This window comes from Pseudodesulfovibrio cashew, from assembly GCF_009762795.1.
In the GTDB taxonomy this organism is placed as follows: Bacteria; Desulfobacterota; Desulfovibrionia; order Desulfovibrionales; family Desulfovibrionaceae; genus Pseudodesulfovibrio; species Pseudodesulfovibrio cashew.
Genome location: NZ_CP046400.1, coordinates 81,617 through 104,537, shown reverse-complemented (window position 1 = coordinate 104,537; position 22,921 = coordinate 81,617). Strand labels below are relative to the sequence as shown.

At 61.9% G+C, this 22,921-nt stretch carries 18 protein-coding genes; 4 read left to right on the top strand and 14 right to left on the bottom strand.

Going from position 1 to position 22,921, the window contains the following annotated elements; all coding sequences use genetic code 11:
• Positions 1-38: 38 nt before the first annotated feature.
• The 4 genes from GM415_RS00480 to GM415_RS00465 all read right to left on the bottom strand — a co-directional run bounded on the left by GM415_RS00480 (position 39) and on the right by GM415_RS00465 (position 4,269).
• Positions 39-1,304 (bottom strand): threonine synthase, encoded by a 1,266-nt coding sequence (locus tag GM415_RS00480; RefSeq protein WP_158945712.1) that lies wholly within the window; start codon positions 1,302-1,304, stop codon positions 39-41.
• Between the two features lie 74 nt (positions 1,305-1,378).
• Positions 1,379-2,413 carry a TRAP transporter substrate-binding protein gene (locus tag GM415_RS00475; protein ID WP_158945710.1) on the bottom strand — a complete coding sequence of 345 codons (1,035 nt, stop codon included), beginning with the start codon at positions 2,411-2,413 and terminating at the stop codon, positions 1,379-1,381.
• A 30-nt stretch (positions 2,414-2,443) separates the two neighbouring features.
• Positions 2,444-3,727, bottom strand: a complete 1,284-nt coding sequence (locus tag GM415_RS00470) for a TRAP transporter large permease (RefSeq protein WP_199244316.1) — start codon at positions 3,725-3,727, stop codon at positions 2,444-2,446.
• Positions 3,721-4,269: a TRAP transporter small permease gene (locus GM415_RS00465; RefSeq protein ID WP_158945708.1), complete on the bottom strand. Its 549-nt coding sequence runs from the start codon at positions 4,267-4,269 to the stop codon at positions 3,721-3,723. The genes GM415_RS00470 and GM415_RS00465 overlap by 7 nt, the downstream gene beginning before the upstream one ends.
• A 368-nt stretch (positions 4,270-4,637) precedes the next feature.
• On the opposite strand from GM415_RS00465, the gene GM415_RS00460 reads away from it, so the two are divergent.
• Complete coding sequence (locus GM415_RS00460) at positions 4,638-6,395, top strand: sigma 54-interacting transcriptional regulator (protein WP_158945706.1); 1,758 nt, start codon at positions 4,638-4,640, stop codon at positions 6,393-6,395.
• A gap of 406 nt (positions 6,396-6,801) precedes the next feature.
• On the opposite strand, the gene hydA is transcribed toward GM415_RS00460, so the two are convergent.
• The 10 genes from hydA to GM415_RS00410 form a co-directional block, all read right to left on the bottom strand.
• Positions 6,802-8,208 (bottom strand): dihydropyrimidinase, encoded by a 1,407-nt coding sequence (gene hydA, locus GM415_RS00455; RefSeq protein ID WP_158945704.1) that lies wholly within the window; start codon positions 8,206-8,208, stop codon positions 6,802-6,804.
• Positions 8,209-8,221: 13 nt separating this feature from the next.
• Positions 8,222-9,007, bottom strand: a complete 786-nt coding sequence (locus GM415_RS00450) for an ABC transporter permease (protein ID WP_158945702.1) — start codon at positions 9,005-9,007, stop codon at positions 8,222-8,224.
• Complete coding sequence (locus tag GM415_RS00445; protein ID WP_158945700.1) at positions 9,007-9,894, bottom strand: ABC transporter permease; 888 nt, start codon at positions 9,892-9,894, stop codon at positions 9,007-9,009. The genes GM415_RS00450 and GM415_RS00445 overlap by 1 nt, the downstream gene beginning before the upstream one ends.
• On the bottom strand, positions 9,891-11,006 hold the full coding sequence (locus GM415_RS00440; RefSeq protein WP_158945698.1) for an ABC transporter ATP-binding protein: 1,116 nt from the start codon (positions 11,004-11,006) through the stop codon (positions 9,891-9,893). Before GM415_RS00440 ends, GM415_RS00445 begins: the two co-directional genes overlap by 4 nt.
• A 3-nt stretch (positions 11,007-11,009) precedes the next feature.
• Positions 11,010-12,086, bottom strand: coding sequence for an ABC transporter substrate-binding protein (locus tag GM415_RS00435; RefSeq protein WP_158945696.1), 1,077 nt, complete (start codon positions 12,084-12,086; stop codon positions 11,010-11,012).
• Positions 12,087-12,824: 738 nt separating this feature from the next.
• Complete coding sequence (locus GM415_RS00430; protein WP_158945694.1) at positions 12,825-13,568, bottom strand: ABC transporter ATP-binding protein; 744 nt, start codon at positions 13,566-13,568, stop codon at positions 12,825-12,827.
• A 15-nt stretch (positions 13,569-13,583) separates the two neighbouring features.
• Positions 13,584-14,348 (bottom strand): molybdate ABC transporter substrate-binding protein, encoded by a 765-nt coding sequence (modA, locus tag GM415_RS00425; protein WP_158945691.1) that lies wholly within the window; start codon positions 14,346-14,348, stop codon positions 13,584-13,586.
• Positions 14,349-14,369: 21 nt separating this feature from the next.
• Positions 14,370-15,059: a molybdate ABC transporter permease subunit gene (gene modB, locus GM415_RS00420; RefSeq protein ID WP_158945689.1), complete on the bottom strand. Its 690-nt coding sequence runs from the start codon at positions 15,057-15,059 to the stop codon at positions 14,370-14,372.
• 704 nt (positions 15,060-15,763) lie between these two features.
• Positions 15,764-16,825, bottom strand: coding sequence for a TOBE domain-containing protein (locus GM415_RS00415; RefSeq protein ID WP_158945687.1), 1,062 nt, complete (start codon positions 16,823-16,825; stop codon positions 15,764-15,766).
• Positions 16,826-17,014: 189 nt separating this feature from the next.
• Positions 17,015-18,985: a HAMP domain-containing methyl-accepting chemotaxis protein gene (locus GM415_RS00410; RefSeq protein WP_158945685.1), complete on the bottom strand. Its 1,971-nt coding sequence runs from the start codon at positions 18,983-18,985 to the stop codon at positions 17,015-17,017.
• A gap of 385 nt (positions 18,986-19,370) precedes the next feature.
• Between GM415_RS00410 and GM415_RS00405 the strand changes: the two genes are divergently transcribed.
• From GM415_RS00405 to GM415_RS00395, 3 genes are read left to right on the top strand one after another with little or no spacing between them, the layout of a single operon-like run.
• Complete coding sequence (locus GM415_RS00405; protein ID WP_158945683.1) at positions 19,371-20,627, top strand: response regulator; 1,257 nt, start codon at positions 19,371-19,373, stop codon at positions 20,625-20,627.
• A gap of 2 nt (positions 20,628-20,629) precedes the next feature.
• A complete protein-coding gene (locus GM415_RS00400) occupies positions 20,630-21,781 on the top strand; it encodes an HD domain-containing phosphohydrolase (RefSeq protein WP_158945681.1) in 1,152 nt (383 codons plus the stop codon).
• Positions 21,778-22,794, top strand: coding sequence for an HD-GYP domain-containing protein (locus GM415_RS00395; RefSeq protein ID WP_158945679.1), 1,017 nt, complete (start codon positions 21,778-21,780; stop codon positions 22,792-22,794). Before GM415_RS00400 ends, GM415_RS00395 begins: the two co-directional genes overlap by 4 nt.
• Positions 22,795-22,921: the final 127 nt, after the last annotated feature.

Genomic DNA, 22,921 nt, shown 5'->3' with positions numbered 1-22,921 from the left:
TCCTTGTAACTACTGGTTATGGTGAAAATTCGTTTTGCCTAAAGCTTGGGCATGGCCGCGCGGACCGCGTCGAGGCTCGGGGCCACGGTGGTGGGCTTCGTGTCGCAGGCCCGGATGGTGGCGTCCACGTCCTTGAGGCCGCTGCCCGTGACCACGAGCACGGCGGTCTCGTCCGGGGACATGTCGCCGTCTGCCAGGGCGCGGCGCAGTCCGGCCAGGGGCGAGGCGCCAGCCGGTTCGGCGAAGACACCGGTGGTCCGGGCCAGCTCCGGGATGGCGTCGAGGATGGCCTGGTCCGGTACGCGGACGAATCCGCCGCCGGTCTCGACCACGCTGTTCAGGGCCTTGCGCCGGTCGCGCGGCAGCCCGGCGGAGATGCTGTCGGCCACGGTCTCGGCCTGAATGGGCGGGAAGGTGACCGGGTCGGCCCCGGCCTTCCACACCTGGTGGAGAAAGTCGCTGCCCTCGGCCTGCACGCCCATGAGTTTGGGCGTCCTCTTGATCCAGCCCAGCCGGGTCATGTCGCGGAATCCCTTGTGCACGCCCGAGATGATGCAGCCGTCGCCCACGCCCACGAAGATCCGATCCGGCACCTTCCAGCCGAGCTGTTCGGCGATCTCGAAGGCCACGGTCTTCTTGCCCTCGGCCATGTATGGGTTGTAGCCGGTGTTGCGATTGTACCAGCCGAACTCGGCGGCGGCCTCCAGGCAGAGCTCGAAGGCGTCGTCGTAGCTGCCTTCCACCAGATAGACATGGGCTCCGTAGGCCAGCAGCTGGGCTACCTTGGCCCTGGGCGCGGTATGGGGCACGAAGATGACGCAGGGCATGCCGTCCGCCGCGCACATGCCCGCCAGGGCGGCGGCAGCGTTGCCGGTGCTGGCCGTGGTGATGACCGAGGCTCCTGCCTCGCGGGCCTTCATGACGGCCAGGGCGCTGGCACGGTCCTTGAGCGAGCCCGTGGGCTGGCGCGAGTCGTCCTTGATCCACAGGGAGCGCATGCCGAGCGCCTTTGCCAGGCGCGGGGCCTCGTAGAGCGGGGTCCAGCCCACGGCCAGGGGCGGGACAGGGGTGTCCTGCAGCACAGGGAGCAGGGGGCGGTATCGCCACTGGCTCCAGGTCCTGTTCTCGGAGAGCAGACGGGGGGAAATTTCCTGCCGGATGCGTTCGTAGTCGTATTCGACGTCGAGGATGCCCTCGTTGCCGTGGTCGGGGCAGATGTAAGGGTGCTCTCCGGGCAGGTAGGCCTTGCCGCAGATCGTGCACCGCATTCGGGTGATGTGTTCCGGCTGTCTGGTTGTCTGCATTGTCTTTGTTGTGCTGCGTTTTTTGGAAAGGCCGGGCGGCGGGGTTGTCCCGCCGCCCGGCTGTTGGAATCGGGTTACTTGGAAGCCGCTTTGATGGCGTCCAGGAAGGAGGCCAGCATGGCCTTGCCTTCGTCGCCGAAGGCGCCTTCCAGGTACTCCTTGACCACGGGCAGGGAAGCGGCGCGGAAGCGCTCCTTCTCGGCTTCGGGCAGGGTGTACACTTCCATCTTCTCGGAGAGGAAGGGCAGGCCACGGTCGGAGGCCTCGATGGCGTTGGCGATACCGCGGCTGACCACGATGGCGGTCTTGGCGGCGCTCTCCACGACGGCGCGCTCGGCGTCGGTCAGGGAGCCGTAGAAGTCGGCGTTCATCAGCCAGACGTGCGGGGCGAACAGGTGATTGGAGATGGTCAGGTACTTCTGGACCTCATACAGCTTGGCGAACTCGACGATGGGCACCGGGTTCATCTGGCCGTCGGCAACGCCGGTCTGCAGGGAGGTGTATACCTCGGACCAGGCGATGGACACAGGCTGGCCGCCCAGGCTGGCGACGAGCTTCTTGTGGGTCTCCAGACCCATGGTGCGGATCTTCAACCCCTTCATGTCCTCGAGGGTCTTGATGGGGCGCTTGGAGTTGGTGAACTGGAAGAAGCCGCCGGAGTCGCTGAAGCCCAGGCACTTGAGGCCGGTCTTGGCGGTGATGTCAGCGCCCAGCTTCTGGCCGAAGGGACCGTCCAGGACCTCATAGGCCACGGCGTGGTTGGGGAAGGCAAAGGGCACGTCGAGCACGGAGATCATGGGGTAGACGCTGCCCACGCCGCCCACGGAGTGGACGCCGAGCTGGATGATGCCGGCCTTGACCTGCTGGACCACTTCGGCGTCCTTGCCGAGCTGGCCGCTGGGGAAGATCTGGACCTGGACGGAGCCGTTGGTGCCGGATTCGACCAGGTTCTTGAAGACCACGGCGGCGGCCCCGGACGGGTTGTCGAAGGCGCCGTTCTTGTTCAGATGGTGCATCTTGATGACCTTGGCGGCCAGGGCTCCCTGTGCCGAGAACAGCAGCAGGGCGGCGGCGACGAACAGGATGGAAAGTCGTTTTCCAAATTTCATGAGAACCTCTCTCTCTCTTGGTTTGTTCCGCTACATGTCGAGCAGAAGTTTGGGGAAAAACATTGCCAGATCGGTCCAGAAGGTGGTGACGAGCAGGACGCCCACCTCCACGAGGATGAACGGCCACAGGGCCGCGCTGATCTTTTCGATGCGCTCGCCCGTGACCGAGGAGAGCACGAAGATGCAGGCTCCCACTGGCGGGGTCATGAGCGAGATGTTCAGGGTCAGGACGATCATCACGCCCGCGTGCACCGGGTTCATGCCGATGGCGTGGGTCAGGGTGCCGAGCATGGGGGTGAGGATGATCAGGGCCGCGTTGATGTCCATGAACATCCCGATGCCCAGCAGCAGGATGAGGATCATGCCCTTGACCATCCACGGCGTAGTGGACAGGGACAGGAACGCGTCCGCGATCTGCTGGGGGATCTGCATGAAGGTCATCCACCAGCTGAGGATGGAGGCCGAGGCGATGATCAGGAAGACCACGCCGGTAATCCGGGCCGTGCGGATGAGCATCTGCACGATGTCGTCGAAGCGCAGGGTGCGCTCGATGCACAGCCCCACGAACAGGGCGTAGAACACGGCGATGGCCGCCGCTTCCGTGGGAGTGACGATGCCGCCCAGGATGCCGCCCAGGATGATGGCGGGCATGATCAGGGCGAGCAGGCTGCCCCGGAAGGCGTAGAGAATCTCGCGCAGGGAGGGACTTCCCTCCTGCTTGGGCAGGCCGAGCTTGCGGCCAAGGGCCACGATGAGCGCCATGCACACCAGGCAGATGAGCAGGCCCGGCAGAATGCCCGCCGCGAACAGTCCGGCGATGGAGACCCCGGCCAGGGAGCCGTAGATGACCATCAGGTTGGACGGCGGAATGGTTGGGCCGATGATGGACCCGGCGGCGGTGACCGCACAGGCGAAGGGGCGGCTGTAGCCCTTCTTGACCATGGCCGGGACCAGGGTGTTGCCGAAGGCGGCGGCGTCGGACACGGCCGCGCCGGTCATGCCCGCGAAGAGCACCGAGGCGAGCATGTTGGAGTGGGCCAGCCCGCCGCGCATGTAGCCCACCAAAGAGTCGGCCAGACCGGCGATGCGCTGGGTCATGCCCACGCGGTTCATGATCTCGCCCGCAAGGATGAAGAAGGGCATGGCCATGAAGGTGAACAGGTCCAACCCTTCGAAAAAGCGCTTGGGAGCCATGACCAGGAAGTTGTCTCCGCCCACCTGGACCAGGCCGACGACGCCGGCTATGCCGAGGACGAAGCCGATGGGCACGCCGATGAGCAGCAGGCCGAAGAAGATGATGGCGACGGTCAGCATTTGGCTGCCTCCTTTTCCACGAACAGGGGCGTGACCCCGGCGGCCTCGCGGAACATAGTGACCACTATCTGGAATGCCGTGAGCGTGGCGGTCACCGGCACGGAGGTAAAGGGTACGAGCATGGTCATGCCGAAGATGGTCGCGTACTGATGTGCGCCCTGCTTGGCCATGGACAGGCCGTAGAAGGCGAGAAAGAGGAAGAAACAGAGCCCGAGCGAGTCCAGAAGCAGCCGGAGCGGTTTCTGCCAGCTCAGGGGAAAGCGGGAAAAGAGCAGGTCCAGGCCGATATGCTCCCGCCGATAGGCGCAGCAGGGAACGGCCAGGAGCGCGGCCCATATCATGATATATCGGGCCAGTTCTTCGGTCCATGTGGCGCCCAGGGCCAGGGCGTAGCGTTCGGCGATGCCGAACCAGACCACACTGATCATGGCCGCAACCAGCAGCGCACAGATCCGTTCCGTTATGTAGTTGATCCGGTAGGCCAGAGTTTCCAGCTTCCGGGCGGCGCCTTGTAGGGCGGAGGGTGAGTTGTGTTCTTGCATGTCGTTCCAGTGCGTTTGCGTCTGTGAATGGGCTCGATAGAGCACCATCCGTGCCAGTTCTGGGTGCTTCTGTGGACGATTTGATGAAAAAAGTGAAATTAAGATAATTCTAATAATATTAATATGTTAATAGTTATGCTTTTGAGTGTTCGCCCTGTCTTGCCTCATGGTGTCCGAGCTTGAAAATTGCCGCAATTACGTTTATGTGAACCTTGTTTTCAAAATGATACTGACAGTGGGCCCATTGAAAACTTCGAGATATCAACCGTGGTTCCGGGCTCTTCCGTCTACCGTGGAATCGTTTTTGATACAGAGCGGTATCGCTTTGATACCACAATGAGCCGGACCGTACAGGGTAGGAATACTACATGACGCAGAATGTGCCCAAGGATTTATGGAATATCAGCATGGCCGCCGGGAAATACGCGGAGGTCATCTCCAAGGTGTTGCGCGTGGACGTGGAGATCGTGGATAGCCGCCTCTATCGCGTGGCCGGAACCGGGCGGTTCGCCGACATGGTCGGCAAGCGCATGTCTGCGGCCAGCGGCGTCTACCAGCAGGTGATCAGGACCGGTCGCCCCCTGGTCATTCGTGAGCCCGGCTTCTCCGAGTTCTGCGCGGGGTGCCCCAACTGGCACTCCTGCGACGAGACCTTTGAAATGAGCACGCCCATCCTCTACAGCGGCACCGTGGTCGGCATCATCGGGTTCGTCTGTTTCACCGAGGCGCAGAAGGCGCATATTCAGGATAACTTCGAAACATTTTTCGATTTCCTTTCCCAGATGGCCGACCTGCTCGCCTCCAAGGTGGTGGAATCCGTGCAGTACGCCCGCAGTCGCGCCCTGGGCGAGCTGCTCGAAACCGTGGTCGACAAGGTGGACGAGGGCGTTATCCTGCTCTCTCGCGGCGGGCGCATCGTCCGCTCAAACATGGCCGCGCGCCAGATCCTGGATTTCCCGCTGGAGGATCAGGGCTCTCTCGTGGTGGACCTCATCCGGGGCGAGAGCCGCCTGCTGCAATACACCGAGTACACCCTGCTGGTGGACGGGCGCTCCTTCGAGGTGGCGGGCAACGAGTTTCCCCTGCAACACGGCGAGAGCGAGCTCATGTTCATGTTCCGCGACGCCCAGCTCATGCACGACGACGCCCTGCGCCTGGCCTCGTCCCATGAACGGCTCGGCCTGGACGCCATTCTCGGCACCTCCGAGGTCATCGTCGCACTCAAGGAACAGGTGGCGCGCTTCGCAGACTCCTCCGCCTCGGTCCTCGTCACCGGCGAAAGCGGCACCGGCAAGGAGCTGGTGGCCCGCGCCCTGAACGAGGAGGGCGGGCGCAAGGATGGCCCGTTCGTGGCCATCAACTGCGGGGCCATCCCCGAGACACTCCTTGAGAGCGAACTCTTCGGTTACGTGGGCGGGGCCTTCACCGGGGCCAACCCCAAGGGCAAGATGGGACGTTTTGAGCAGGCCAACGGCGGCACTCTCTTCCTTGACGAGATCGGCGACATGCCCTTGCACCTCCAGGCCAAGCTGTTGCGCGCCCTGGAGCAGCGGGAGGTCACCCGGCTGGGCTCCAACACGCCCACCGCCATCGACGTCCGCGTGGTCTCGGCCACCAACCGCAACCTGGAGGAGATGGTCTACAACGGCACCTTCCGCGAGGACCTCTTCTATCGTCTCAACGTCATCCCTATCCACATCCCGCCCCTGCGCGAGCGGCCCCGCGACATCCACCTGCTCTGCAAGGTCTTTCTGGAGCAGAGCCTGGGGCGTCTGGACAAGGAAATCCTGACCATCAAGGAGAGCTTCTGGAGCACGGTGGGCGAATACCACTGGCCCGGCAACGTCCGCGAACTCCAGAATTCCATCGAGTATGTGGCCAACGTGGTCGATTCCCCGGCGGTCATCACGCGCGAGAACCTGCCCCTCAAGGTGCGCTCCGGCGCGCAGGAAACCGAATTCACCGATTACAATCTCGAGAACATGGAGCGCCGCCTCATCCGTCAGGCCCTCAAGGCCTACGGCGGCGAAGAGCCCTCCAAGAGCGCCAAGGAGCTGGCTGCGGACAAGCTTGGCATCGGTATCGCCACGCTGTACCGGAAGATCAAGAAATATGAGTTGGGATAGCCCTTTCGAGGGCCGCCTCGTCGGCGGGGCGTCTATCGCTGCTGTCTTCATCCGTAAAGCCATGACTCGCTAACGGCTGAAGCACAACGGCCATGGAATCCTTTGGAAAGGGTTCCATGCCCCTCCTGAACTCTCTAGGTTGATTCGCCCCTCACCCCTTCGGGGCGATGGCTATCGCCATCGTCCAAATCCGCTGTCCTGCGGATTTGTCACTTTGCTCAGATTCGTGCTGGAGCAGAGGACGGAGAAGAAGCTATACATTGATAAGAATCCGCACCAAAGGTGCGCGAGCGGGGATGCAAGGGGCTCAACCCCTTGCCCGCCGGAGGCGAAATCACCTGACAATTCCGCCGCAGGCGGCTTCCCCTCCTGATTCTATTCCCAAAACTGACCGCAATAAGCCCGCTCAGCTATGGCAGGGCGGGATGCGCTGCCGGGTGGGGCGGGGCACGAACTTGCCTTGCCCGGGCCGGACAGTGACTTCGTTGTTTTCGAAGACCACTTCGCCGCCGAGAATGGTGGCAACGGGCGAGCCGGTGAAGGTCATGCCCTCGAACACGCTGTAGTCGATGGCATGGCGGTGGGTCTTGGCCGAGACGGTGTGCTGTTTTTTCGGGTCCCAGATGACCACGTCGGCGTCGGAGCCGGGGGCGATGATCCCTTTTTGCGGGTGGATGTTGAAGATCTTTGCGGCGTTGGCGGAGGTGACGGCCACGAACTGTTCGGGGGTGAGCCTGCCGGTCTCCACACCCTCGCTCCAGATGATGCGCATGCGATCCTCCAGGCCGGGGGAGCCGTTGGGGATCTTGGTGAAATCGTGCAGGCCCCGGTTGCGATCGGCCTGGGTGAAGGTGCAGTTGTCGCTGGCCGTGGCCTGGATGTGCCCGGCGCGGATGCCTTCCCAGAGGGCTTCGCGGTGTGATTCGCTGCGGTAGGGCGGGCTCATGACGTAGCGTGCCGCCACCTCGGGGTCGTCGTTGTAGTAAACGGAGTCGTCCAGCAACAGGTGTCCGCACAGGCTCTCGGAATAGACCTCCTGGCCGTTTTCGCGGGCTGTAACCACGGCGGCCAACGCCTCGGAGCAGCTCATGTGCATCACGTAGAGCGGTACTCCGGCGATGCGGGCCAGGGCGATGGCGCGGCCCGTGGCTTCGCCTTCGGCGATGGGCGGACGGGAGAGCACGTGCCCCTTGGGGTGGGTGATGCCCTTTTCGAGCAGTTTCTGCTGCAGGTAGACGATAATTTCGTCGTTCTCCGCGTGGACCGTGCACAGGCAGCCCAGTTCCCGGGCCAGGGAGAAGCTTTGCAGCATCTGGTCGGGTTCGAGCATGATGGTGCTTCGGTAGGTGGTGAAATGCTTGAGCGAGTTGACGCCGTGTTTCTCGGTCAGGATGCGGATTTCCTCGGCGGCGTTCTGGTCGAACCATGTCACGGTGACGTGGTAGGAGTAGTGGCAGGTGGCCTTTCGGGCGCGGGCCATGCATTGCTCCCAGGCCTCCAGATAGGACTGGCCCCGGACCGGGTTGACGAAGTCGATGACCATGGTGGTGCCGCCGGAGAGGGCAGCCCTGCCACCGTTCTCGAAGCCGTCAGCCGTATGCAGGTCGCTGCCGCCCACGGGCATCTCCAGGTGGGTGTGCGGGTCGATGCCGCCGGGCATGACCAGCAGGCCCGATGCGTCCAGTATCCGGCACTCGGAAGTGGGGGAGAGGTCGGGCTTCACGGCTTCGATGAGTCCGTTTCTGATGAGGACGTCGGCCTCGCGGCTGTCGTCCGCGTTGACAACGGTGCCTCCCTTTATGAGCAGATCCATTACTATTCCCTCGTTATTCGGGCTGCACGCCTCTGCGGCGCAGCCATTCGCTGATCACGACGACCAGGATATTGAAGAAGACGATGAGCATGGCCAGGGCGTTGAGGCTCGGCGACAGGTGGAAGCGGAAGTCCGAGGCCACAAGCACTGACAGGGGCTGCGCCCGGCCGCTGGTGAAGAACGAGACCGTGTACTCCGCATTGGAGAGCACGAAGGAGATGAAGGAGCCTGCCAGGATGCCGTTTTTCATCAAGGGCAGCGTGACCAGGCGGAAGGTCTGCCATGGCGTGGCCCCGAGGTCCCCGGCGGCCTCCTCCAGCTTCTTGTCCACCCGGAAGAGGACCGAGGCAATGATCACGGTGACGAAGGGCAGGATGATCAGGGCCTGGGAAATCCAGACGGTGTAGAGCCCCTTGCCCACGCCGATGTCGTTCAGGAAGGTGACCTGGGCGATGGCGAAGATGAGCTTGGGCACGAAGAAGGGCAGGACCAGCAGGGCGAGGAACGCAAATTTGCCCTTGAACTTGTGGCGGGTCAGGGCCAGGGCGGCCATGCTGCCGAAGACCGTGGTGATCAGCGTCACCGGGAAGGCCACGGACATGGTGGTCAGCAGGCCGGTGAAGATGCGCGAGTCGTGCAGGATCTGATCGTACCAGTCCAGGGTGAAGCCGGTCAGAGGGAAGGCGATCAGGTCGGACGAGTTCAGCGAGAACAGGCCCATGAGCATGATCGGCAGGTAGACGAAGGCGTAGACAAGGAAGGTGTAGCCGCGCAGGGCGGCCCAGCCGTTGAAGCGCATTATTTGGCTCCCCGGATGCCGCGTCCCCACGGGGACTTGTAGAAGAGCCATGTCACGGCGGTTATGAACAGGGCCATGGCCGTGAGCAGCAGCCAGGCCAGGGCAGAGCCCGTGGGCCAGTCAAAGGCCGCGCCGAACATGTCGTGGATGGCGCTGGTGACGGTCACGCCGGACGACCCGCCGATGAGCTGCGGGGTCAGGTAGTCGCCGACCACCAGGACGAAGACCATCAGGAATCCGGCCACCAGCCCGGCCCCGGTCAGGGGCAGGACCACCTTGAAAAATACGGACAACTGGCGGCAACCGAGGTCCATGGCCGCTTCCAGGTAGGAGTCGTCCATGGCCTCCAGGGCCGCCCACAGGGGCAGGACCATGAAGGGGATGTAGTTGTAGGTCAGGACCACGGTGGTGGCGAAGGGGCTGAACAGCAGCACCCAGATGGGCTCCTTGATGATGCCCAGCCAGAGGAGAAAGGAGTTGAGCACGCCCTCGGCTCCCAGCACCACGCGCCAGGCGAAGATGCGGATCAGGTCGCCCGTGTACAGGGGGATGAGAAGCAGGGTGAGCAGGGCGGCCTTGTACACCCGGACCCGCTTGGCGATGAAGAAGGCCAGGGGGTAGGCGATGGTGGCGCAGATGGCGGCGATGCCGATGCCGTAGAGGAGCGCCTTGAGGATGAGGCCCATGTATGTGCCGTTCTGGAGCACGCGCACGTAGTTGTCCCAGGTGGGGTCGCGGATGATGGCCACGAAGTCCACCTGGAAGAAGCTGTAGCTGAAGAGCACGCCCAGGGGCACGGCGCAGAACAGGGCGATAAAGACGACGTTGGGCCCGATGAGCGCCAGCAGCGAGAGCCGCCGGGCCATGTCGATTCGTTTCAGGCTCATAACGCGCCGCCTCCCTCGGGGGGATTGCCATGCACGATGCGGATACGGTGGTCGGGCACGCCCAGGGTGACGGGATCGCCCACTGCGGTGGGCACGTCATGGCCGAGCCGGGCCACGATCTTCTGGCCGGAGACCTCGACCTCCACCAGCTTGACGCTGCCCTGGAATACCACGTGGGTCACGGCGGCCCTGAAGGCGAGGCTGTACTGGCCGGGATCGTCCACGGGCTGGATGTCCTCTGCCCGGATGCACAGGCTGGCCGGTTCGCCCATTGCCACGGTGTCGCTGCAGTCGGCCTCCACAGGGCCAAGGGCCGTGGTGATGGCGGCTCTCCCCTTGTCCACGCCTGTCACCGCGCCGGGGAGCAGGTTGGCTCCTCCGATGAAGTCGGCCACGTAGGCGTTGGCGGGCCGGTGGTAGATGTCCTCGGGCGAGCCCTGCTGTTCGATGCGTCCGTTGTTCATGACGATGATCAGGTCGCTCAGGGCAAAGGCCTCTTCCTGGTCGTGGGTGACGTAGAGGAAGCTCATGGCCAGACGCTGCTGGAGGTCCTTGAGTTCCACCTGCATGTGGCGACGCATCTTCAGGTCCAGCGCACCCAGAGGTTCGTCCAGGAGCAGGAGTTCCGGCTCGTTGACAAAGGCGCGGGCCAGGGCCACGCGCTGCTGCTGTCCGCCCGAAAGCTGGGAGGGGTAGCGGGACGCCATGGACTGCATCTTGACCGTCTCCAGGGCGCGGTCCACGCGACGGTCCACCTCATCGGCGGGCAGTTTGCGTAGCTTGAGGCCGAAGGCCACGTTGTCGGCCACGCGCAGGTGCGGGAACAGGGCGTAGTTCTGGAAGACGGTGTTGATGGGCCGCTCGTAGGGCATGACGCCCATGAGCGGATCATCCCGCAGGACCAGGCTGCCGCCGCTGACGGACTCGAACCCGCCGATCATGCGCAGGATGGTCGTCTTGCCGCAGCCGGAGGGGCCCAGGATGGTCACGAAACAGTTGTCCGGGATATCGAAGTCCACGCCGTGGACCGCCCGGAACGAACCGTAATCCTTGATGAGGCCCCGGGCCTCCAGCAGTGCGCCGGAGGCCGGGGGTACTTTCGTGTTCGACATGTACTAGCTTGCCTTGACTTCGTTCCAGATGCGGACCCACTTGCCGTAGTCGGTGGGGTTTTCCTTCCACAGGAAGCTGTCCATAATTCCGATGTCCTTGATGAAGACGCGCTCCTGCTGCTCGTCGGTGAGCTTGGCGCGGGCCGTGGAGGTGCTGATGGCGTAGGGGCCGTCCAGGGCGAGCTTGTAGCCGTAGTCCGGGCCGAGCACGTAGTTGATGAGCTCGTGGGCCGCAGCGGCGCTCTCCGGGCTGGCGTCCTTGGGGATGGCGCAGGTGTCGCACCAGCCGATGACGCCCTCCTTGGGCTTGGCCATTCCCATGTCGATGCCCTTGGCGCGCAGGTCGTAGTAGGGCGGGACCCAGGAGAAGGCGCAGACAACCTCGCCGGCGGCGAACAGGTTGGTCAGGTCGGCGATGGAGTTCCAGTAGGTGCGCAGCAGCTTCTTCTGGGCGATGCAGGCCTTTTTGCACTCGGCCAGCTCCTTGTCGTCCATCTTGAAGATGCGGTCGCGGTCGATGCCCACGTACATGGCGGCGATGGCGATGGCCTCCAGGGCGTAGTCGCGCATGGCCAGGCGGCCCTTGTACTTGGTGCCCTCGAAAAGGGTGGACCAATCGGGTTCCTCATCCATGAGGTCGGCACGGTAAACGATGGGGTTGATGCCCCAGTAGAACGGGATGCCGTAGACCTGGCCATCCTTCTTGCCGAGGCTGGTGTTCATGAACGGGGCGTAGCGCTTGGCCGCGTTGGGGATCTTGTCGAGGTCCAGGGGCTGGAGCAGGTCTGCGGCCACGTAGAGCTCCACCTTGTCCAGGCCGGGGGTGATCAGGTCCCAGTCGGCACCGCCGCCCGCCCGGATCTTGGCGAACTGTTCGTCGTCGGAACCGATGAACCCCTTTTGAATATTGATGCCGCTGCTCTTGATGAAATCGGCGATGTACTTGTCGTAGGCCAGGTTCTCCCAGGTCAGCCAGTTGACCTGTTTGGCCGCGCCCGCCATGGACACGCCGGGGAAGCCGCCGATCATGGTGCCCATGGCTCCCATGGCCGCCAGTTTCATGAAATCTCTTCTGCGCATAGTTCCTCCTAGTGAAAAAGTCGGTTAAGCCGGTAGCGGTTGATCTCTGAGGAAACGGAATGAGCAACTTGTATGCCACACACCTGGTGAAATGGTCCTGTTTTGCCAATTTTAGCGTATAATTGGGTCAAAAAAGCTCACTAGAATAGCTTGTTTCCCATTTTTGTTATTTAAAGAAATGCCAGTGGCAGTAAGTGTTTTGTCGGAATCCGGGCTGGATTTGTGTTTTTTGCCTCTTGTGAGGAGACTGAGTGGCTGGTTGGGGCAGTTGAGTGTGACCGCTTGGCTACAGTGGGTATCGTTTTGAGACCGGATTGGGTGGCTGCGCCCGGGGGACGATGTATAGTTTGCCGGAATACCGCCTTTTTCGCGACGTGAAAGGAGGGTTGTGTTGGTTTATCGTTTTGATACTGTGATTGACAAATATGTGTGTAGAGAGGCCCTCGAAAGTGGCCGGGGTGGCCTGTCGGGGCTGGCTCTCTGGTCAAAGCGGGAGGCCGGGCGAGTGGTTGCGGCGCGACACCTGACGAGCCGCCATGGCTCGGAGCTGGAAGAGAGGGGGCTGTGCTGAGGGTGTTGATCCGGTGTTTCCGGAATCAGGAGTGGCTGTGAATGTGTGAGGCGTTGGGGGGGGCAACCTGTCGGCCCCGCAGCGTCGGGTGCTGCGGGGCCGGGGCCGATGGTCGCCGACAGACAGCAGGATAACTGTCGGCGAAATGGAGAAAAGCGCGCCGTGGACTACTGGTAGGCCAGGGCGACCTGTTTGCGCAGCGTTTCAGTGAGGCTGAGCCCGGAATCCGAGATTTCGCGCGCGGAGTGGACGTCGGTGACGCTGCCGTCCCGGTAGACCACAATGGTTTCGGCAAAGGATTCCACCTCGTCCGAGTCATGGGTGACCATGATCAAAGGGATGTTGAAGTTCTCCAGGGCGCTGGCGAGCTCGTCCCGCATGCGCAGGCGCAGAGGCTGGTCCAGTGCGCTGAAGGGCTCGTCGAGCAGGAGCAGGTTGGGCGAGGTGGCGAGCGCCCGGGCCAGGGCAGTGCGCTGCTGCTGGCCTCCCGAAAGGGCGACCGGCTTCTTGGATGCCACCGAGGCCAACCCGAAAACCTGGATCAGTTCCTCCACGCGTTCGGCATCGGCCGGGTGCAGTTTGCCGAACAGCGGTTTGAGACCGAATCCCACATTCTGCCGCACTGTCTGGTGTGGAAACAGGGCGTAGTCCTGGAATACGTAGCCGACATTGCGGTCCCGCGTGGGCACGTTGATGCCCTTGGCCGAGTCAAAGACCACATTGCCGTTGAGCTTGATGTATCCTTCGTCCGGCTTGAGCATCCCCGCGATGGCCCGCAGGGTGAGCGTCTTGCCCGAGCCGGAGGGGCCGAACAGGACCAGGGCCCTGTCCGTGGTGGAAAAGCGCGAGCGGAGGAGAAACTCCTCCCCTCCGCTACGCAGCCGTTTGGTTATGTCGAGTTCGAATTGCATGTATTCCGTTGGTCTTTAGGGTTTCTTGAAGCCGCGGGCTTCCAGCAGGGCGATACCCTCGTCGCTGCGGATGAAGGCGACAAAGGCCTTGGCCAGTGCCGGGTCGGTGGCTTCCTTGAGTGCGGCGATGGGGTAGGTGACCGGCTTCTCGAGAGGAATTTCCTCGATGATGGTCACTTTCTTGCCCGCCTTGACCGCGTCGGTGCCGTAGACGAAGCCGCAGTCCACTTCACCGCGGGAGAGGTAGTCCAGGACCTGGCGCACGGACTCGGCGAAGATCATCTTGGGGGTAAGTGTTCCGTAAAGCTTTTTGGCTGTCAACGCACCCTTGGCATACTGGCCGGCGGGAACGGTCTCGGGGGTGCCGATGCCGATGGACTGGACGGAGCCGCCGGTGAGGTCGGCCAGGGTGGTTACCTTGGCCGGATTGTCGGCCGGGGTGGCCAGGACCAGGGAGTTGCGGGCAAAGATCTGGTCGTCACCCTTGATGACGAAGCCGTTTTCCACGGCCTTTTTCATCCACTTGGGGTTGGCCGAGGCATAGACGTCGGCGGGGGCGCCCTGCTCGATCTGGCGGTAGAGTGCGCCGGAGGAAGCGAAGTTCATGACCACGTCAACGCCGGGGTGGGCTTTTTCAAAGGCGGGTTCGATGTCGCTGAAGGCGTCGGTGAGGCTGGCTGCCGCCGAGACGATCAGTTCCTGGGCCAGTGCGTTTCCCGCAAACCCGATGACAAGGGCGAGGGTGAGCGCGACGGCCGCAAAGAGGGGAGCGCGTTTCATGGGGATTCTCCTTTACTTGGGTTAGAATTGAGGTTTCAGCAATTTGCTGGTTGTCATGAGGATAATCACGCAGACGATGCTGATGATCAGTACGAGGGTGTTGGCCAGGGCGTCGTTGCCTGCCTGGACCGCTGAGTAGACGGCCAGGGAAAGGGTCTGGGTTCTACCCGGGAGGTTGCCCGCCACCATCAGCGTGGCGCCGAACTCTCCCATTGCCCGGGCAAAGGCGAGCATGCCGCCGGAGAGCACGCCGCGAAAGGCCAGAGGCAGCGACACGCGTAGAAATACCGACAGTTCCCCCTGGCCGAGGGTGCGGGCGGCGTTCTCGTATTGTTTGCCGACGCCCTCAAGGGCGGCCCTCGCCGACTTGAAGACCAGTGGGAACGCCACCACCGTGGCCGCGATGGTGGCTCCTTGCCATGTGAACATCAGGCTTACGCCGAAGGTCTGCTGGAGCCATTGTCCGATGATGCCGCGCCTCCCGATGAAGACGAGAAGGTAGTAGCCGAGCACTGTGGGGGGCATCACGATGGGCAATGTGCAGACCGCGTCCACGAAGTCTCTGCCGGGAAAGTCCCAGCGCGCCAGGACATAGGCTGCGGCCACGCCGAGGATCAGCGACCACACGGTGGCCAATGTCGCCACCTTGAGGGTCAGGAGCAGAGGGCTGAGGAAAGAGGGGTTGGTAAAGTCGATCCAAACGATGTTCATGGTCTTCCGGTATGCGGGAGTCGTAATAGCGGCATGGTGTGTCGCGGCCCCGCCGTCCGCTTGTTTTCGCCATGCCCGGTGAGAGATTCTTCACCTCTTGCCGAATTTGCCAGGGAGTATTATGCACACAAAAAGTATGTTGTAAAGCGCATATTAACTGTCACGAATATCCTAAAAAGCGTGACAGTTGGTACTTTCGCCATGATGGTTTCAAGAATTACGCCAACTCACATTGAAGGTATGCCGCATATACTTTCATACTATTTGGGTAGAGTTTGGAATCTCATTGGTAGAGTGGTTTTTTTGTAGCAAGATACAGTAGTGTATCAATGTACAATGTATGTGATACACTTTTGTTGTCTGCAACAATAAGAGATTCGAGATGTGGCGTTCTTTCGCCATGGGCACGCATTATGCTTACAATGACAGGACGGCCCCGCGATTTTTCTCCGGCGCGGAGACCGTAAGTCGGACCTTTGTCCCTCGCAGCAGGGGCGGACGGCACCGGCGCCTGCCGCCCTTCCCGTGACGCCGGATGCGGCCATTGCGACTCATGTTCTCCTATCCATGGGGGCAGTATCCGGTGGGACGCCCCGACCTTGTTCCTTCGGTCGGGGTGTTGAAAGATGAGGCCCGCCCTTTGCGTAAAGGGCGGGCCTCAGAGCTTTTTGAGTGGGGTTGGGGCGCTGTCGGGAGCGGCTCGGTCAGAGCTGGACGGTGTTCAGGACCACGGACATGGCCTTGAACCAGAATTCGACTTCGTCACCCGGTTGCAGCGCGAGTTCTTCGGCGCTCTGGCCGGAGATGAGGGCGCAGACCTCGCTGCCGTCCGGGAGCCTGCCGAGGACTTCCGCGATGACGGGGGATTCGGTCACGCGGAGGACGGAGGCCGAGAGCCGGTTGCGGGCGCTGCCGGTCAGTCCTTTGCCGCCGACGAGCACGTTGACCAGCGGGGCCTTGACTGTGGCGATGACGGGACTGCCTTCCTTGATGCGCAGTTTGTGCAGGCTGTTGGCGGTGATTACGGAGCTGAGCCGGATGCCCGTCCTGGTTTCGAGCATGACCTCGGCCATGACGTCATCGGCCACCACCCCGGTCACGTGTCCCACGAACGAGTTACGGGCACTGGTCCGTTTGCGCATGGACTGGTGCGCGGTGCGCACGATGGAGCGCATGTCGCCTTGGGAAAATTGCTGAAAGTTGGCGGTCAGGTCGAGAGAGGATTGCCCCAGCACGTCCCGCACGATGGTGATGGGCACGCCGTTGCGCAGCATCTCCACGGCCCTGGTGTTGCGGATGGCCTTGGGGCAGACCTGATCCTTGGACAGACCGCACTCCTTGCCCCTGGCGTAGCAGATGCGCCGGAAATAGCCGGGGTCCACCTGGAAGAAGGTACCCCGCAGGCCTGCACCCAGGGGGCCGTCCAGGGTTTTCATGATCAGGGAAAAGGCTTCCTCGGGGATGGGGACCATTCGCTCCCGGTCCTCGCCGCCGAGGCGGACCAGCAGGTCGACCTGGTCGAAGCAGGTCGTGTCGTCCAGGGCCAATATCTCCCCAAGCCGCGCTCCGGTGTATCGGAGCAGCTTGAAGATCAGCCACATGCGGGCGCGCCCGAGAACGCTGTCGGCGCGCTTGGCAGAGTCCTTCCATTTCCCGAAGGCCTCGTCGAGCTCTTGCATCTGATGGGGCTCCAGATAGCTGACGTGCTCCGAGACGTTGAAGAACTCGCGGGGGCAGACCTTATCGGAAGTCCTGGTCTCTTTCATGATTCTGCCTCTTGCCCGCCGGAACGGAGGGCATCGTTGTTCATGTGTCGAATTAGCCAACTCTCTTAGGGGATTTCCAGCCAAGAAACAAGTGCGGCGGGGCGGCGGCCTAAGCCGTCGCCCCGCCGGGGTCGGAATGCTATATCGTGTCTTGCCCGGACGAGTGGCCGTCCTGGGCGAAGCCTTCAGCTAAAAGCGTTCGAAGTCCTCATCGGAGTCGTCTTCCATCCGCATGTCGATGCCCGCGGGTTTTGTCGGCTTGTGATGCTTCGCCCTGGGGAGGGCTGCGGGTGCGCTCCGGGTCACCGCCACGCTTCGATGCTGCTGGACTGGATTTGCCTCCACCTTGAAGAAGGACATGGTCAGTTGCAGTTGCTGGCCCTGTCCGGCCAGTTCCTCGCTGGTGGAGGCCATCTCCTCGGAGGCCGAGGCGTTCTGCTGGATGACCATGTCGAGCTGGTCGATGGCCTTGTTGATCTGCGCGGCTCCGGCGTTCTGCTCGTTGTTGGCCGCGGAGATTTCCTGCACCAGCGTGGCGGTCTTTTCAATGTCCGGCACCAGGGATTCGAGCATGGCCCCGGCCTTTTCCGCCACTTCCACGCTGGAGGAGGAGAGTTCGCTGATCTCGCCCGCGGCCGTGCCCGAGCGCTCGGCCAGCTTGCGCACCTCGGCGGCGACCACCGCGAACCCCTTGCCGTGCTCCCCGGCGCGCGCGGCTTCGATGGCCGCGTTCAGGGCGAGCAGGTTGGTCTGGCGGGCGATCTCCTCGATGATGGAGATCTTTTCAGCGATGCTCTTCATGGCGTCCACCGTCTGGCGGACGGCCTCGCCGCTTTGCTTGGCGTCTTTTGCAGCCTTGGTGGCCAGAGCGTCCGTTTCCTCCGCGTTCTGGGCATTCTGGCCGATGTTGGAGGCCATCTGCTCCATGGACGAGGAGACTTCCTCGATGGAGGCGGCCTGTTCGGTTGCGCCTTCTGCAAGGGCCTCGGAGGACGAGGAGAGCTCCTCGCTGCCCGACGCGATGTTGTCGGTGGCGTTGCCCACGTCGGCCACCACCTGCCTGAGCCGGTGGACCATGTTGTTCAGGGCGGCAGCCAGGTTGCCGATCTCGTCCTTCTGGTCGATGTCGAGCGTCCTGGTGAAGTCGCCGCCGGACATGGCCTCGGCGAACCGGACGCCCATGCCCACGGGTTTGGTGATGGCGCGCGTCAGGAAAACCGCTGCCAGCGAGCCCAGGATCAGGGCCAGGGCGGTCATGATCAGGTTGAGCATGTTGGACGTTTCCATTTGGGCCAGCATCTTCTGCTTCTGGTCGGCGCGTGCGGCCCGGCAGACCTCGTCGGCCTTGCGGGCGGCGTCGACCATGGCGGCCTCGGCCTGGGTCTGGGCCTTCATGCTGCCAACGAAACTTTCGAATTCGGCCTGGTAGTTGCGGAGCGCCTCCTCGGCGGAATTCAGTTGAGCCAGGTTGTCCTTGTTGTGAAAGCGCTTTTTGAGGTCGGCCATGAGGGTAAGGATGGAGGCCAGGTTCTCATGATTCTTTTTGAGGTGGCTCTCGTCATGGGTGATGATCAGGTTCTTTTCATCCTTGCGGGCTTCAAGAAACCATTTGATCATCCTGTTGGCGTCATCGGCCTTGGCCAGCTTGTCATTCAATTCGGCCTGCGAGGCGGTTCCGGAAGAAAGCAGTGCCGAGAACTCCGCTTTCTGGTCGGCCCTGAGGGCCTCGGTCTGGCGGAGTGCGGTCTGCGCATTGTTTTGCATCTTGGCCATGGCGTCATTCTTGTCCGCTTCCAGGGATTTGAATTTGCCGAATGCCTGCTCGTATTGCCCAACGGATTGTTTCACCTCGGCCATCTGGGCCTTGTTGGCGGGGTCGGCAAATTTGGCGCTTGTCTGTGCGCCCTGTTCATCAAGCTGCTTGAGCACCTTGGCTTGTGCCGCGGCGCTCTTCTCGTCCTTGCGGAGCATGAAATTCTTTTCCTGAACCCTTGCCTCCAGGATGAAGCGGACGAGGCGGTTGACGTCGTCAGCCTTGTCCACGCGGTCCTGAATCCCGAGCATGGCGCTATAGCCGATGAAGGCGACAACAGCCGTCAGGACGAGCACAAGCGCGAAACCAATACCTAGTTTGACCCCTAAGCGCAGATTGTTAAGCATGTCGACTCCTTGGGAATATGGATCCGGGTATGGCCGGATTTTTGGTCCGCAGCCGGAGCGACGGCATTTTTTCGGTACATGCCTTCGGCAGCGACGGGCTGGATGAGAATGACTTCACCCGTTTGTTGAACGGATGACAACATGTTGGATATGATAACGAGCCCGGACTGGCAATATTCTTGTTAAAAAAATAATGAGTCGATATTGTGTCTTCAGTGGCATAGTGTTGGTCGGCAATACCTGATCGATCCTGCTTCAATTTCTAATGGCGTTTACCTTTTTTCCCTGTGATGCTATTCATGTAATGGATAGTTGATGCCTTTTTCGCCGAGGCGCCGCGAGAGTGCCGCGCTTCGGATGGAGGGCCACACCCAAGGGGAGAATGATGACCGCAAGGCCCCGTATCCTTTTCGTCGATGACGAACCCAACATACTGGCCGCGCTCAAGAGAATGCTCCGTTCCAAGCGCGATGAATGGGAAATGGTTTTTGTCGAGTCCGGGCTCGAAGCGTTGGAAAAGCTGAAGGACGGCATCTTCGACGTGGTGATTTCGGATATCAGAATGCCTGGCATGGACGGCGCGGAGTTGCTGAACAGGGTCAAGGAATCGTATCCGAAAATGATTCGAATCGCGTTGTCCGGCCAAGTGGACCTGAACGAGGTTATTCACAGCATCAGGGCAGTGCACCAGTACATCACCAAGCCCTGCAACGCCGAATACCTTATCGACAAGATCGAGGGGGCGCTTCATTCCAGGCGGGTCCTCACCGATGTGAATCTGCTCCGGCTGGTGACCGAGATTGACGCCCTGCCCGTGGTGCCGCAGGTCTTTCTTGAAATCGAGAAGGAGTTGGCCAAGGAGGAGCCCGACATCAACCGTATTGCGGAGCACATCGCCAAGGACGTCGGGCTGGTGGCCGAGATCATCAAGCTGGTCAACTCCCCCTACTTCGGGCTCCCGGCGCATGTGGATTCCCTGCATAAGGCCATCACTCTGCTCGGTCTGGAGACCATCAAGGCCCTGGTTCTCTCCTCGCACCTCTTCTCCATGTACGACTCCAAGCCCTTGCCGAAGTTCTCGCTGAACAAGCTGTGGGCGCACTGCTTCCGGGTCTCCAACATCGCCTACCTCATCGCCGAGTGCGACGGCGTGGACCGGGAAACACTGTTGCAGTGCCGCATGGCCGGTATCCTACACGACATCGGTAAGCTGATCCTGTGCACCTTCTTCCCTGAGCGGTACGGCCAGGTCCTCGAGACCATGGCGGAGGGCGGGGGCCCCATCTGTACGGTGGAAGAGCGGATTTACGGGACCACCCACGCCGAAGTGGGGGCATACCTCATGGGGCTCTGGGGCATCTCCGGAAACGTGGTGCATGCCATCGGCTTCCATCACGACTACGACCAGATGGACAAAAGCGCGACCATGTATCTGTCCGTGGCCAACGTCATCGACCACCATTGTGTGGTTCTCAACGAAGACTACGTGCGGATCAAGCTCAACGCGAGCCTGGCCCCCCTGGTCCGGGATAGGGAGAGGATGGAGCGGTGGATGCGCTACCTGGGCGAACACTGGTCCGAGTTGGCGGCGTTCAGGCCTCTGGACGCCGATATCGTCACCGAATTGGCCGACGGGGAGTGAGCATGCAAGCAAAGATCCTTCTTGTAGACGATGAACCCAATGTGCTCTCCGGCCTTCGGCGCCAGTTGCGCGACAAGTACGAGATTTCCATGGCGACCGACCCGGTGGAGGCCCTGGAGAGTCTGGACAAAAAGCATCCCTTTGCCGTGGTCATCTCCGACTACCGGATGCCCAAGCTCAATGGCGTTGAGTTTCTTCAAAAGGTCAGGGAACACTCTCCCGACACCACACGGCTGATGCTGACCGGCTACGCCGATCTGGAGAGCGCGATCAGCGCCGTCAACGACGGAAACGTCTTCCGTTTCCTGACCAAGCCATGCGACCGGGAGACCCTGCGCAAGAACGTGGAGGAGGCCGTGAGCCAGTTCGAGCTGCTCACCCTCAAGAAGGACCTCCTGGAGAAGACCCTCAAGGGCAGCGTCGAATTGCTCAGCGAAATCACCTCCATGGTCAACCCCAAGGCCGGAGAGCAGATCAACCGCGTCCGGCGCTATGTCCGTTACCTGGCCGGGAAGATGGGCGTCACCGACTTGTGGCGCTACGACATTGCCACCATGCTCTCGCAGCTGGGGACGTTGATCCTGCCGCCCGGCACCATGGACGCCGTCTTCGCTGGCGAGGAGTTGACACCCGAGCAGGAACAGATTTTCGAGATGCATCCGTTCATCGCCCAGAATCTGCTGTCCAAGCTGCCCCGCATGTCCTCCATCGGCGACATGATCGCCTACCAGCTCAAGGGATTCGACGGCTCGGGAACGCCCCGGGACGCCGTCAAGGAGGACCAGATCCCCCTGGGGGGCAGGGTCCTGCGTCTCGCCCTGGACTACGACCTGGCCCTGCAGACCCGGGAGAATCCGCAACAGGCCTTTCTCAGCCTCGAGCACAACGCGGAATTCTATGATCCGGAGTTGCTCTACTACCTTGAGGGTATGCTCGGAGTGGAGGCCCGTTACGAGATCCGAACCCTGCCGCTGTCCGAATTGACTCCCGGTATGGTCCTGCACGAAGAGGTCGTGTCCGACCAGGGCGCGTTGCTCCTCAGGAAGAGCATTGAACTGGACAAGAACAAGATTGATCGCATCCATCTGTTCGCCGGCAAGGTCGGCATCAAGCCGGAGCTGACGGTTCTCGTTCCGGAAAAGGGGGAAGAGTGACGGAATCAAACGAAACCACCGGCCTCAGGGTTCTCATGGTTGACGATGATAGCAATCTGCTAAACGGCTATCAGCGAGCCCTGCGCGGCAGGTGCGAGGTACACGTCGCCCTTGGCGGCGAGGTCGGGCTGGCCATGCTGGAGGATGAAGGTCCCTTTTCCGTGGTGGTCTCGGACATCAAGATGCCGGTCATGTCGGGCATTGAATTTCTGGGCCGGGTCAGGGAGCTCCATCCCGACACCGTCCGTATGGTCCTGACCGGACACGCGGACCTGGACGTGGCCATCGAGGCCGTCAACAACGGTGACATCTTTCGTTTCCTGACCAAGCCGTGCGACAGAGAGCACCTGCTCGCCGCCATTACCGCCGCCGACAAGCAGCACGGCATGATCATGGCCTCCCGCGAGTTGGCCGCCATGCGCCGCCTTAAAGAGGGGTTCGAAGGAACCTTGCTCGCCTTTGCCCGGCTGGTGGAGTTTCGTGATCCGTATACCGCCGGGCACATGGACCGCGTGGCCCGGATAGCGGAGCTTATAGCCGAGCGGATGGGGATGGATCCGGACCGGGTGGAAGGGCTCCGGCTGGCCGGGCTGGTGCATGACGTCGGCAAGATAGCTGTCCCGGCAGGTATCCTCAACAAACCTGGGATTTTGAGCGATGCCGAGTTTTCCCTGATCAAGGCTCATCCCCTGGTCGGGGAGGAAGTCTTTCGCACTCTGGAGACGGAGTGGCCCATTGCCAGGATCATTGTCGAGCACCATGAGCGCATCGACGGAAGCGGCTACCCGCACGGGCTGACCGCCGACGAGCTGCTGGAGGAATCCAAGATTCTGTCAGTGGCCGACGTGATAGACGCGGTCATGTCGCATCGGCCCTACCGGCAGAAGCTGGGGGGGCAGAGCGCCATCGACGTACTCAAGGAAGGCCGGGGGACCCGTTTCGACCCCGCCGTGGCCGCCGTGGGGATCGCCATGCTGAGCAGCGGCGAGATTGAGGAGAAGGTCCTCTCCTAGGTTCTGTCAGCTGCGGCTCGTTTCATTTCCGATTCCAACCAGCCTCGTGACCAGTGGCAGATGCGGCTTGACGTGGTTGAAGCCATGCCTGCATCCACTTTCCCTTTGTCCTGTCGTCGCGGCCATA